The organism is Salinirussus salinus (assembly GCF_009831455.1).
Lineage (GTDB): Archaea > Halobacteriota > Halobacteria > Halobacteriales > Haloarculaceae > Salinirussus > Salinirussus salinus.
The window spans coordinates 551,069-563,532 of the sequence record NZ_WOWO01000001.1; the positions used below are offsets into that span (position 1 = coordinate 551,069).

Annotated in this window: 14 protein-coding genes; 9 read left to right on the forward strand and 5 right to left on the reverse strand. The window is 70.9% G+C overall.

Annotation, left to right across the window (positions count from 1 at the left end):
* Window positions 1-39: 39 nt before the first annotated feature.
* The 3 genes from GN153_RS02745 to GN153_RS02755 form a co-directional block, all read right to left on the reverse strand.
* Window positions 40-945 (reverse strand): metal-dependent hydrolase, encoded by a 906-nt coding sequence (locus GN153_RS02745; RefSeq protein WP_159899530.1) that lies wholly within the window; start codon window positions 943-945, stop codon window positions 40-42.
* 66 nt (window positions 946-1,011) lie between these two features.
* Complete coding sequence (locus GN153_RS02750; protein ID WP_159899532.1) at window positions 1,012-1,329, reverse strand: DUF7116 family protein; 318 nt, start codon at window positions 1,327-1,329, stop codon at window positions 1,012-1,014.
* 72 nt (window positions 1,330-1,401) lie between these two features.
* A complete protein-coding gene (locus tag GN153_RS02755; protein ID WP_159899534.1) occupies window positions 1,402-1,641 on the reverse strand; it encodes a DUF5816 domain-containing protein in 240 nt (79 codons plus the stop codon).
* A 67-nt stretch (window positions 1,642-1,708) separates the two neighbouring features.
* Between GN153_RS02755 and GN153_RS02760 the strand changes: the two genes are divergently transcribed.
* Window positions 1,709-2,113, forward strand: a complete 405-nt coding sequence (locus GN153_RS02760) for a universal stress protein (RefSeq protein ID WP_159899536.1) — start codon at window positions 1,709-1,711, stop codon at window positions 2,111-2,113.
* Here the strand turns inward: GN153_RS02760 and GN153_RS02765 are convergent.
* Entirely contained in the window at window positions 2,110-3,165 is a 1,056-nt protein-coding gene (locus tag GN153_RS02765; protein WP_159899538.1) for a mechanosensitive ion channel family protein, read from the reverse strand. The two genes, GN153_RS02760 and GN153_RS02765, sit on opposite strands and share 4 nt — an antisense overlap.
* 83 nt (window positions 3,166-3,248) lie before the next feature.
* Between GN153_RS02765 and GN153_RS02770 the strand changes: the two genes are divergently transcribed.
* From GN153_RS02770 to GN153_RS02795, 6 genes are all read left to right on the forward strand, one after another.
* The gene (locus tag GN153_RS02770) at window positions 3,249-4,736 is read left to right on the forward strand and encodes an RtcB family protein (protein ID WP_159899540.1); all 1,488 of its coding nucleotides are present in this window, start codon (window positions 3,249-3,251) and stop codon (window positions 4,734-4,736) included.
* Window positions 4,737-4,891: 155 nt separating this feature from the next.
* A complete protein-coding gene (locus GN153_RS02775; protein ID WP_159899542.1) occupies window positions 4,892-5,743 on the forward strand; it encodes a translation initiation factor eIF-2B in 852 nt (283 codons plus the stop codon).
* 43 nt (window positions 5,744-5,786) lie between these two features.
* Window positions 5,787-6,911: a DUF373 family protein gene (locus GN153_RS02780; RefSeq protein WP_159899544.1), complete on the forward strand. Its 1,125-nt coding sequence runs from the start codon at window positions 5,787-5,789 to the stop codon at window positions 6,909-6,911.
* A 32-nt stretch (window positions 6,912-6,943) separates the two neighbouring features.
* On the forward strand, window positions 6,944-7,372 hold the full coding sequence (locus tag GN153_RS02785; protein WP_159899546.1) for a DUF371 domain-containing protein: 429 nt from the start codon (window positions 6,944-6,946) through the stop codon (window positions 7,370-7,372).
* Window positions 7,373-7,429: 57 nt separating this feature from the next.
* Window positions 7,430-8,527, forward strand: a complete 1,098-nt coding sequence (locus GN153_RS02790) for a squalene/phytoene synthase family protein (RefSeq protein ID WP_159899548.1) — start codon at window positions 7,430-7,432, stop codon at window positions 8,525-8,527.
* A gap of 38 nt (window positions 8,528-8,565) precedes the next feature.
* Window positions 8,566-8,763 (forward strand): DUF5800 family protein, encoded by a 198-nt coding sequence (locus GN153_RS02795; protein ID WP_159899550.1) that lies wholly within the window; start codon window positions 8,566-8,568, stop codon window positions 8,761-8,763.
* A gap of 254 nt (window positions 8,764-9,017) precedes the next feature.
* On the opposite strand, the gene GN153_RS02800 is transcribed toward GN153_RS02795, so the two are convergent.
* On the reverse strand, window positions 9,018-9,527 hold the full coding sequence (locus GN153_RS02800; protein WP_159899551.1) for an Lrp/AsnC family transcriptional regulator: 510 nt from the start codon (window positions 9,525-9,527) through the stop codon (window positions 9,018-9,020).
* Window positions 9,528-9,863: 336 nt separating this feature from the next.
* On the opposite strand from GN153_RS02800, the gene GN153_RS02805 reads away from it, so the two are divergent.
* On the forward strand, window positions 9,864-10,286 hold the full coding sequence (locus tag GN153_RS02805; protein ID WP_159899553.1) for an NAD-binding protein: 423 nt from the start codon (window positions 9,864-9,866) through the stop codon (window positions 10,284-10,286).
* Complete coding sequence (locus GN153_RS02810) at window positions 10,283-12,460, forward strand: amino acid permease (protein ID WP_159899555.1); 2,178 nt, start codon at window positions 10,283-10,285, stop codon at window positions 12,458-12,460. Before GN153_RS02805 ends, GN153_RS02810 begins: the two co-directional genes overlap by 4 nt.
* The last annotated feature ends 4 nt before the right edge of the window (window positions 12,461-12,464 follow it).

The window sequence follows — 12,464 nt, forward strand, 5'->3', positions numbered from 1 at the left end:
CCGGCCGTGCGGTGCCCCGAGCACGGTGTCGACGCGGGTTCACACCAGCGCGTAGACGGTCGCGTACGCGAGGGCCGCCAGCGTGACCGCGGTCAGTCCCGTCGCGACTGCCGGGAGCGGCCGGGGGCGCCGGGTGACCGGCACGCCCACCAGCCCGACCGCGAGCACGCTGACGACGAAGGGGGAGGCGACCTCGACGGTCGGAGCCGGCACCGCGAGCACGGCCACCGCGTAGGCGACACCCAGCGCCGCCCGGGGTCTCACGACCGACCGGACCCCGCGCCCGCGCAGCCGGAGAAAGACCACCAGCGCCAGCCAGATGACCGCCAGCTCGACGAAGAAGGCGGCCAGCAGGTGGACCGTCGGGTCCGGCGACAGGGCCACCCGCTCGGTCAACAGTTGCCACCCCAGCGGGTACAGCAGGTCGGGCGGCCCGCCAGCCAGCAGGTCACCGAAGGGATGGGAGAGAAAGCCGACCGCGGCGAGCCCGGCGACCGCCCGCGGCCCGAAGCCGAGTCGCTCGGCGACCAGCGCCACGCCCAGGCCGGCGGCGAGAAACACCCCGAGCATCGCCGCGGTGAGCGGCCCGCCGGTCAGCCAGACCGTGCCGACGAGCCCCCCGGCCCCCGCGAGGGCGCCGGCGAGCGCCAGCCGACGGGCGCGAGCGCGCCAGGCGCCGAGCCCGGCGGCCGCGACCGCCCCGACGACCAGCGAGTGAGTCACCGAGCGGTGGAGGGTGTCGGTGGCCGCCCAGAACGACTCCGCGGCACCCGCCGCACTCGCCGCGTCGGCCGCGCCGAGCACCGCAAAGAGCATGTCGACGTCGGGGGCGGTCGCGAACGCGCCCGCCAGCACGCCCGCCAGCAGCGCCCGCTCGCGGGGCAGGCGGCCGGCGGCGAGGCTGGCGACGACCGCAAAGGCCACCAGTCCGTGCCCGACGAACATGCGTACCGTTTGCCTGCCTGATATATAAAGCCGCGTTTCGGCGGCTGGCGGGTGCCGCGATCGCGCTCAGCGACCGCCCGGCGCGTCGGAGGGGCACTGCCGGACGACGTAGCCGTCACCGTCGACGCCGATCAGGGCCCACTCGTAGTCCGGCGCGGCCGCTTCCAGCCGCCGCTCGACCGCCGCGAGGTTCTCGACCCACGTGACGAAACACCGGAGGTCGCCGGAGTCGGGCGGTGCCTCCGGCTCGGGCATCGGTGTCACGTGCACGATCCGCCACTTGCGCTCGGCGCGGAACGTGCGTCCGTCCCCGGAGGTCACGTACCCGAGGTCGGAGAAGACGGTCCTGGCCCGCTGGTGGAGTGTCCCGGTGACGGTGGACATCTGTGATTCGTTACCACGGCACGCGACATAAGGTTATTCCATTGACACTGACACGACGGTCCGCGGCGGCCATCACTCGTGGGCGGCGTCCCACTCCTCGGCTTTCGTGCGGTTCGAGCACTCGTTGCACTGGACCCGCCCCATCGGGTCGACGGCGTTGTCCAGCGTGTGGCAGTTCCCGCAGTAGAAGCCCCAGCGGTTCTCGCGGTCGGCGTCGCTGTAGACGACATAAAACGGCGCCTTCGAGCCGCGGCGTGCCGGCTGCTCGTCGCGGTACAGCGTCGCTCCGTCGGGGCCGACGATCGTCTCCATACCCCCCCTTGCCCGGCCACGGCCAAAGACGTGTCCCCTATGTACCGGTACCCCCTACGCCCCGGCAATGCAGCAGGTCGTCGTCCCCGTCCGGTACCCTCTCAGCGACCGCTCCAGGGCCACGCTGGAGGAGGCTATCGGGATCGCCGAGGAGCGCGAGGCAGCCCTGACCGTCCTCCACGTCAACCTCTACCAGGACAACGGGCGCGTCACCCGCCGCCAGCTCCGCGAGGCCGTCGAGCGCGCCTTCGGAACGATCCCGAACGCGCGCTACGTCGTTCGGCGGGGGCTGCTCGTCGAGGAGACGATCCTCGAGGAGGTCGCCGCCGGCGACGCCGACGTGGTGGTCGTCGGGAAGCGACAGGCGAGCCGGTGGCGGCGGATGATGCGCCGGCTCACCGACGACCCCGACATCGAGGGGTATCTCAAAAACGAGCTCGACGCCGAGGTCGTCACCGCGAGTTCGGACTAACCCTCGTCGCCGGGTTCCTCCGGCACCGAGGGCGGCACCCTGCTCCCCGCGGTCCGTCGGCCGTCCCCGTCGACCGCCGGCCGGTCCACCCCGCCAGTGGCCACGTTGAGCTGGCCGCTGGTCTCGTCGAACATCAGGTGGGTGTGGGGGTAGGCGATCTCGATGTCGGCGTCGGACTCCTCGAGCGCGGTCCAGACCTCTTCCTGGACCCGTGACCTGGTGGTCAGCAGCTTGTACGGCTCCTTGGCCCAGTAGCGGAGACGGAGGTTGACACCGTTGTCGGCGTAGGCCTCGATGTAGCAGGTGGGCGCGGCGGGGTAGCGGGCGGCCCCCACCCGGATCCGCGGGCCGCCCTCGATGACGACGTCGACCTTCCGGGCGGCGCGCTCGATGAGTTCCCGGGCCGCCGGGATGTCGCTCTCGTAGGTCACAAGCACGTCCAGCGCCAGCCTGGTCCGGGTGTCCTCCGCGGAGTAGTTGGTGACGTCGCGCTCGCGGATGGTCCCGTTCGGGATCACGAGGAAGGTGTTGTCGAGCGTGAGCATCTTGGTGTACCGGAGGGTGATGTCGTCGATGAACCCCCTGGTCCCGTCGTCGAGCTCGACCATGTCGCCGATCTCGTAGGGCTGGTCGGCAAGCAGGAAGACGCCACTGATGACGCTGCCGACGATCGGCGCGAGGATGACACCCACGACCGCCGAGAACACCGTCACCGACAGCGCGATGCTTCCGAGGTCGAAGCCGTTGATCCGGAGGATGGTGAAGAACCCGAGCAGGTAGACCACCAGCCGGAGCCCCCGAAGCGCCGTCCGCGTCAGGCTGGGACGCTCGAACCGGCGGGCGATCCGCCGGCCGAACAGCCTGACCACCAGCCGGCCTGCAACCCACGACAGGACGACCACCAGAACCGAGGCGACGAGTGGCAACACCCACTCCGGGATCCACTCCGGGAACCAGGAGGGCTGAGCCAGCCCCTGCAGCGGGAGCAGGAGTTCCGTCACCGGCGCAGCCGCCGGAGAGAGGGCGTCTCCTGTGGCGCCGGCCTGTGGCATGCATCACAGACTTTCCGGCCGGGAAATAAGGGTTGTCCCCGCCGGTCGAACGTTATTTGACCGTCGCTCGTCCACGTTCGGGTATGACCACCTTCGACGCCGGCCCCGTCACGCTCGAGCGCGTCCGGGAGTTCGTCTGGGAGATCCCACAGGAAGGGGAGATGCGCGTGCCCGCTCGCGTGTTCGCCAGCGAGGCACTGCTCGAGGAGATCAAGGAGGACAGGACGCTCCAGCAACTCCGCAACGCGACTCACCTCCCCGGTATCCGGAAGTACGCAGTCTGCATGCCCGACGGTCACCAGGGCTACGGCTTCCCCGTCGGCGGCGTCGCGGGCATCGACGCCGAGGACGGCTGTATCAGTCCCGGCGCGATCGGCTACGACATCAACTGCGGCGTCCGGATGGTGCGGACGGACCTCGATTACGACGACGTCCGGGGCCGCGAGGAGGAGCTGGTCGACCGGCTGTTCGAGGCGGTACCCACCGGGCTCGGCGGCGGCGGCGTCTACGAGGGGAGCATGGCCGACGTCGAAGCCATCCTCGAACGCGGCATGGACTGGGCGCTGGAGGAGGGCTACGCCGTCGAGGCGGACCTGGCCCACTGCGAGGACGAAGGGTACCGGCCAGAGGCCGACGCGGGCGCGGTCTCGCAGAAGGCCAGGGACCGCGGCAAGAACCAGGTCGGTTCGCTGGGATCGGGCAACCACTTCCTGGAGGTCCAGCGGGTCACCGACGTCTTCCTGGAGGACGTCGCCGCGGAGTTCGGCCTCCGGGAGGACCAGGTGGTCGTCCTCATCCACTGCGGGTCCCGCGGGCTCGGACACCAGGTCTGCACCGACTACCTCCGGGACATCGAGCAAACCCACCAGGGGCTGTTGAACCAGCTGCCGGACAAGGAACTGGCCGCGGCGCCGGCGGGCTCGCAGCTGGCCGACGAGTACTACCGGGCGATGTGTGCCGCGATCAACTTCGCGTGGGTCAACCGCCAGCTGATCACCCACCAGACCCGGCAGGTCTTCGCGGACGTGTTCGACGCGGAATGGGAGGAGCTGGGGATGGAGCTGCTGTACGACGTGGCCCACAACATCGCGAAGCGGGAGGTCCACGACGTGGCGGTCGGCCCGGCGGGTGAGGACACCGGCCGCGAGGAGCGGGAGCTGTTCGTCCACCGGAAGGGAGCGACGCGGTCGTTCCCGGCCGGCCGGCCAGAACTCCCGGCGGCCTACCGCGACGTGGGCCAGCCGGTGATCATCCCCGGCAGCATGGGGGCGGGCAGCTACGTCCTCCGCGGGGGCGAGGAGTCGCTCGCGGAGACCTTCGGCTCGACGGCCCACGGTGCCGGCCGGCTGATGAGCCGCACGCAGGCCAAAGACGAGTTCTGGGGCGAGGACGTCCAGCGGGACCTGCAGGACCGCCAGCAGGTCTACGTCAGAGCCCAGAGCGGCGCGACCGTCGCCGAGGAAGCCCCCGGCGTCTACAAGGACGTCGACGAGGTGATCCGCGTCTCCGACGCCCTGGGGATCGGCGACCGCGTCGCCCGCACGTTCCCGGTCTGTAACATCAAGGGATAGGGCGGCGTCGGACCGCCGGATTCGGATCCGACGGCCCGCCGGACCGCCGGGTCCGGATCCGACGGCCCGCCGGACCGCCGGGTCCGGGTTCGGCAGGCCGTCGGTCCGCCCTCGCCGGGAAAACCCATTTAGTCGGGCCGCCCGAGAGGTCGGGTATGATAGACGAGACCGCCGACGAGATCGCCGACATGCAGACCCACTCCTCGTCGGTCGTGGCGGTCAAAGCGGCGCGTGCGCTGGGGGAGCTGGCCGACCGGGAGTTCCCGGCCGTCGAGGAGTACCTGCGCGCGCTGGAGCGCAACAGCAACGCCCTCCGGCGGGCGAACCCCTCACACGCCTCGCTGCACAACACCCAGGGCCGGATCGTCGACCGGGTCACCGGCGCCTCGCCCGACAGCGTCGCGGAGGCACAGCGCCTCACCGAGGAGGCCATCGCCGAGGTCGTCGAGACCGTCGAGGCGGGGAAACGCCGGGCCGCGGAGCGGGGGGCGGAACTGGTCGCCGGCGACGACACGCTGCTGGTCCACGACTACTCGACGACGGTGCTCTCGGCGGTCACCCGGGCCGTCGAGGAGGGTGGCTCGTTCACGGTCTACGTTACGGAGGCCCGGCCGCGGTATCTCGGCCGGAAGATGGCCCGGCGGCTCGCCGAGTTCGAGGCCGTCGACACCCACCTGCTGGTCGACAGCGCCAGCGGCCACTACCTCCCGGAGTGTGACCGCGTGGTCGTGGGGATGGACTGCATCGTCGACGGGACGCTGTACAACCGCGTGGGGACCTACCCGCTGGCCGCGACGGCCGCCGACGCGGGCGTCCCGGTGGCGGTCATCGGCTCGGCGGCCAAGCTCGTCGACGAGGGCTTCGCCTTCGAGAACGAGTTCCGGCCGGCCAGCGAGGTGATGCGCGAGCCCGCCGACGGGTTCGCGGTCGAGAACCCCGCCTACGACGCGACCCCGACCCGGCTGGTCGACACCGTCGTCACCGACGAGGGACGTTTCGAGCCGTGAACCGTCGCAGGGGTTTTTACTCCGCCGTGGCCTCCCCCCGAGTGTGAGCACGCTGGTCGTCTGTCTCTACCGCGGTGGCTCCCTCCCGACCACCCTGCCCGTCGTCGGCGAGGGCGCGGTCGAGGAGCTGGTGACCGAGGCGGGCATCGAGGACCCCGAAGACAGCCGCGTGAACTGCCTGCTCGAGGGGCTACGGGTGGCCCGCGAGACCGGTGAGGGGACCGTGCTGGCGGTCGTCTCCGCGGAGGACTCCGTCAGCGGGACGCGGACGTTCGCCGCCCAGATAGACGACCTCGTCGCCGAGCACGACCCCGACTCGGCGGTGGTGGTCGTGGACAGCGCCGAGGACGAGCGGCTCGTCCCGATCGTCGAGAGCCGGGTCCGCGTGGACGCCGTCGACCGCGTCGTCGTGCGGCAGGCACACGACATCGAGTCGACCTACTACCTGCTCAAGCAGTTTCTCGCCGACGAGCAACTCCGGAAGACCGTGCTGGTCCCCGTCGGCCTCGCGCTGCTCGCCTTTCCGGCGTTGCTGTTCGTCGCCGAGTCCCCCGCCGTCGCCGTCGGGACCATCGCCGCCGCCGTCGGCTTTTATCTGCTGTACAAGGGGCTGGGCGTCGACGGCTACCTCGCCGCCCTTCCCGGTCAGATCCGCGGGGCGCTGTACTCCGGACAGGTCGCGCTGGTCACCTACGTCGTCGCCGCCGGCCTCGCACTCGTCGGCGTGTTCGTCGGCGTCCTGGCGGCGTCAGGGATCGGGAACTCCCCCGCCGACCTGATCGTCGGAATGCGCTTCGTCTACGACGCCATCCCCTGGCTGACCGCGGCGGCACTGGCCGCGAGCGCCGGCCGCCTGCTCGACGAGTTCATCCGCGACGACGACCTCGGGGGCGCGTACGTGAACCTCCCCTTCGTCGCGGTGGCCGTCGGGCTCGCGGTCCGGGGCTTCTCGGCGTACTTCCTCGAACGGTCGGGCGTGTTCGACCCCGTCAGCGTGCCGAGTGCGGACCTCGGGCCCCTCTCAGTCGAGGGGTTCTCGCTCTCGCCGGGGGCCCACCTCGCCCTGTTCATCCTCGCGAGCATCCTCATCAGCCTCGTCGGCGTCCGGGTCGCCGCCTACGTCAGCGGCTCGGACATCGAGGTGGAGTTCGACGAGCCCAGTTCGTAACCCCTGTGTCCCGCCGCACCGGAGGTGCCGGCATGGACCACACCCAGACCGTCAGCGCCCGCGGCCACGAGCACGTCAAGGCAACCCACGGGAGCACGTTCGAGGTGACGACCGACGACTACCTCACCCCGGCCGGTGACTGCATCCTCGCGGTCGGGGCCGACCGCGCGCCCGCCGACTTCGACGACGCCTTCGTCGCCGCCTGCCGCGACCCCGACGCGACGGTCACGGCCACCATCGAGGCGGGCGGGCACCGTGACCGGGTCGTCGGGCGCGGTCACCCCGACCTGAGCTTCGACAGCGACCGCTCGGCGGTGTGTCGCACCAGCGACTACGTCGACGACCGGACGGTGATGGTCGGGGCCGGACGTGCCGCCGCCGGCCTGGACCGGGAGCTCGTCGCCGCGCTGGCCGACGGCGCGTCGTGTACGTTCGCGCTTTCGGTGTCGGTTGCAGTGTAGTGTCCGGTTTGAAGCCGGGCGCAGAACGCTCAAATATCTCGGACCCTTCCCTACCGTGTGTCCCGTTTTCACGAGGACGGTCGGTCGGTCGACCCGGCGAACGGGCGCCGAACGGACGGCGCCGCGGCCGGCGGAGCGGAGGCCGTCGAGTGGTGTTACGACGCCGTCGGTACGGTCTCGCGCACCTTCGCGCTCACCGTCGAGGAACTCGAGGAGCCGATGGCCCGCGAGGTGTGTGTCGGCTACCTCGTCTGTCGCGTCGCCGACACCGTTGAGGACGACCCGCGGGTCCCGCCCGCCGAGAAGGCGGCCCTCCTGCGGACCTACGACCGCGTGCTCGCCCCCGACAGCGACACCGACGGCGCCGACTTTCGCCGCCGCGTCGACCCGTGGCTCCCGCCCGACCCCGGACCGGACTGGACAGTCGTCGCGGACGCGCCGCGCGTCCTGACGGCACTGGACGGGCTCGGCCCGGCCGCCCGCGAGCGCATCGTCCCGCCCGTCCGGGAGATGGTGGACGGGATGGCGACCTTCGTCGAGCGGTACGCCGACGAGCCGGGACTGCGGGTCCAGACCGCGGCGGAGCTCGAGGAGTACTGCCAGTACGCCGCCGGGACCGTCGGGACGCTCGTCACCTCGCTGGTCGCCGCCGAGGCCGACGCCCCGACCACCGAGCGCCTGCGCGAGACGGCTCGCTCCTTCGGCCTCCTGCTCCAGCTGGTCAACGTCGCCAAGGACGCCGGCGGGGACTACACCGAGGAGGGGAACGTCTACCTGCCGGCGGTCTGGCTCGAGGAGGCCGGCGTCACCCCCGCGGACCTGGGCGACCCGGCTGCGGCCGACCGGGTCGCACCCGTCATCGAGCGCGCGACCGCCCACGCGGAGACGTACCTCGACGACGCCCAGGCCTGGCTGGAGGCGATGCCCGAAGACCGCGGGAACCGCCTCTCCGCGTGGGCGACCCCCTACCTGCTGGCTGTCGGTACCATCCGGGAGCTCGCTCGCCGGCCGGCCGACGCTGTCCGGGAGGGTGACGTGAAAGTCGGGCGGGCGGAGGTCGCCGCGGTGGTCTCCGCCTTCGAGCGGGGTGCGACGGCCGCCGACCTCGGCGACCTGCGTGCCCGGGTCCGGGAGCGTCCCCTCCAGGAGTACTGACCTATACGCTTTTGCTCCTGCCCGGTCTAGCGGCGGGCATGACTGTTCTCTCCTTCGACGAGCACGGCGTCGACGTGGTCTACGAGGGCACGGAATTCCGCCTGGAGAAGAAACTGGTCGAGGACGCCATCGGCAAGTCCTACCCCGACGTGACCGACCACGAGGTTCTGCAGATCGTCGAACCCGACCCCGCGCTCTCGGGCGAACCACAGCGGGTCGCCGACATCCTCGCCTGACCTGCCCCTCGCCGACACTCCGAGCGCTCCCGCACCGCCGGATTCCACCCCCAGCTACAGGCCCCTGTCTCCCAGCCGTACACCGCTATCCGCTATATCGAATGCCGGGCCCGTCGACGGACACCGGGACGAACGGTACTGGCGAGTCGGGGACTGCACGCGGGTACGACACGCTGGCCACGGGGCGGGGTCGGGCCGGCGACTCGTGGCCGGCCGACCGACGCTGTCGAGATGCTGTAGGGACCTGACCGCCGCTACGCCGGGCCCCCGTCCTCGTTCTCCTGGCCGTCGGCTCCCTCCTCCTGGTCGAGAAAGCCGTGGTAGGGACAGACGTACTCGTCGCGGATGAGCTGTTCGTCGACGATATCCAGCCCGAGCGCGTCCAGGTCCTGGCTGATCCGGTTGAGGTCGTCGTGGTCTCTCCCGATGGCGTTGACGTAGACGTTGCGCTCGCCGGTCATGATCTCGCGGACGGCCGTGACGCCGCGGATCTCCCGTGCCCGGTCCGCGAGCGTGTCGCGCTCCGGGATGGGGGCCGTACAGATGATCTTCGTGTACAGCGGGTAGCCCGCCAGGTCGTAGTCGATGTCGATGTGGTAGCCGCGGACGATACCGCTTTCCTCCAGCTTGTTGAGCCGGGTCCGGACGGTGCTCGGCGAGAGGTCGAGCTTCTCCGCGATGTCGCTGGAGGAGGTCCCCCGGGCGTCCTGCTGGAGGTAGTAGAGGATGTGCCGGTCGATCGAATCGAGCTCGCCGTCTTTCATCCGTTGCTCCCCCGAACACTGTGGACCGACATCAGTCTTGTTCCGCCGGCATCGCCGGGAACCGACGGTGGCAACCCGACGGGATGACTGCCCCCGCGGCCGGCCAGACTGTGGTCGGGACCGGTGCCTGCCCTGGACGTGACGACCCGACGGAGCTACTGCTGCTATGACGGAACAGGATATATAGAGACAATATTTGACGATACGTCACTAGAATCCGCTAGTTTAAGTCCTTCCGTCATCTAGCGGCCAGTGTACGACGCCAGAGGACACGCGGCCGGCACGGACCCACACACGGCAACCGGCGGACGCGCGGCCGGCACGGACCCACAGCCAATGAACGATGACACACCCACGGCGGACGACCCACCCGACGGAGCGCACGGGAGCGCCCGCTACGTCCTGGGCGGTGGCCCGCTCGGGACGGCCGTCGCCCGACGCCTGCGGGCGGCCGGTCGGGAGGTCCCGGTCGTCGACGTCTCGGCCGACGCGGACGGCGCGTCCGGGTTCCAGGGGAGCCCGGTGGACGCCCGGCTGCTGGACGAAGCCGGCGTGGCGGACGCATCGACGGTCGTCGTCGCGACCCAGTCCGACCGGCGAAACCTCCTCATCGCACAGCTCGTCAGCGCTCGCTTCGACGTCCCCGACGTCGTCGTCCTGGTGAACGCCCCCGACAGACTCGACGCCTTCGCCGACGCCGGGCACGACCCGGTCTGTGCGACGTCCGTCCTGTCCGACGCACTCGCAACCAGCGTATGAAGGAACTGGAACGCGACCTGGGCCTGCCTTCCGTCCTCGCGATCAGCATCGGCGCGATGATCGGCAGCGGCATCTTCATCCTGCCGGCACTCGCACTCGACATCGCCGGTCCCGCCGTGATCGTGGCGTACGCCCTCGCGGGGCTGCTGGTGGTCCCCGCCGCACTCTCGAAGTCGGAGATGGCCACCGCCATGCCCGAGGCCGGTGGGACCTACATCTACATCGAGCGCGGCATGGGGCCGCTGCTCGGGACGGTCGCCGGCGTCGGGACGTGGTTCTCGCTGTCGTTCAAGGGAGCGCTCGCGCTCGTGGGCGGCGTCCCGTACCTGCTGTTGTACCTCGACCTCCCGCTGAAGCCGGTCGCGCTGGCGCTGGCGGCGGTGCTCATCCTGGTGAACGTCGTCGGCGCCAAACAGACCGGGCGGCTCCAGCTGGTCATCGTCGTGGTCATGCTGGCGGCGCTTGGCTGGTTTGCCGCCGCCAGCGCGCCCGGCGTCCAGTCGGCGAACTACGCGGACTTCTTCGCGGACGGTCTGGGCGGGCTGCTCGCCGCGACCGGGCTGGTCTTCGTCTCGTACGCCGGCGTCACCAAGGTCGCCAGCGTCGCCGAGGAGGTCGAGGACCCGGGCCGGAACATCCCGTTGGGCATCCTTGGCTCGCTGGCCTTCACGACGCTGCTGTACGTGGCCATCGTGGCGGTGCTGGTCGGGGTGACCGACCCCGGCAGCGTCGCCGGCTCGCTGACGCCGATGGCGGTCGCCGCCGAGGCGACACTCGGCCAGGCCGGGGTGGTCGCCGTCGTCCTCGCAGCCATCCTCGCGCTCGTCTCGACGGCCAACGCCGGTATCCTCTCCTCCTCCCGGTACCCCTTCGCGATGAGCCGGGACGAGCTCGCGCCGCCGTCGCTGTCGACGGTCAGCGAGCGCTTCGGCACCCCGGTCACCTCGATCACCCTCACCGGGGCGGTCCTGCTCGCGCTCATCGCCTTCGTGGACATCCTCGAGATCGCGAAACTCGCGAGCGCCTTCCAGATCCTGGTGTTCGCGATGATCAACCTCGCGGTCGTCGCCTTCCGCGAGGGGAGCGCGGCGTACGAACCGGAGTTCACGTCGCCGCTGTACCCCTGGATGCAGATTTTCGGTGCCGTCACCGGGGTGCTCCTGCTGACCCAGATGGGGACGGTCGCGCTCGCCGGGGCCGTCGTCATCGCGCTCGGGAGCCTCCTCTGGTATCTCGCCTACGTCCGGCCGCGGGTCAGCCGGGAGGGAGCGGCGACGGACGCGATCCGGCGCCAGGTGGGCCGGGACGCCCTCACGGACGTCGAAACCACGATGGCCGAGGACACCCGCGAGGTGCTCGTCGCGCTCACCAAAGGCGGGGACGAGGCCCGCGAGCGCTCGCTGGTCGCGCTGGCCGCGGACCTGGTCCGACCCGACGACGGCCGCGTCGTCGCGGTCCGGTTCGAGGAGATCCCCGACCAGGTGCCGCTCACCGAGCGCGCGACCGTCCAGTCGGACTCCGACATCTCCTTCGAGACACGGACCGAGGAGCTCTCCGCGGAGCTCGGCGTCGACATCGAGGCCGACGAGGTCGTCAGCCACGACACGAAACACGCGATCGTCAACTTCGCCGACGACCGCGGCGTGGACACGGTCGTCGCCGAACACGAACCCCTCCGGCTCCGGTCGCGACTGGTGGGCGACCCGATCGACTGGGTGGTCCGGCACGCGCCGTGTGACGTGCTGCTGGTAGACAACCTCGGTTACGACCGCCCGGAGCAGGTGGCCCTCTCCGGGCGGAGCGGCCCGTACCCGCCGCTGGCGGTCGACGTCGCAAGCGCCGTCGCCGGGGCGAACGGCGGGGAGATCTCGCTGTGGTATCCGTCCGACCGCGAGGGAACCGACGAGTACAGACAGACGATCGAGGACTACCAGTCCGAACTCTCGGAGTTGCTCTCCGTCCCGGTCCGTGCCGAGTCGGTCAGGACCGACGGCGGCCAGCCCTCCCGACCCGACCTGCTGGTCCGCCCCGGTGCCGACGACAGGCTCCGCGACGCGCTGTTCGACGACCGCCCGACCTTCCCGAGCCCGGGGTGTACGACGGTCACCGCCTACCCCCACGAATCGGGCCGGCCGCCGCTCGCGCGCCGGCTGCTCGAACGGCTCACGTTCTGAGTCG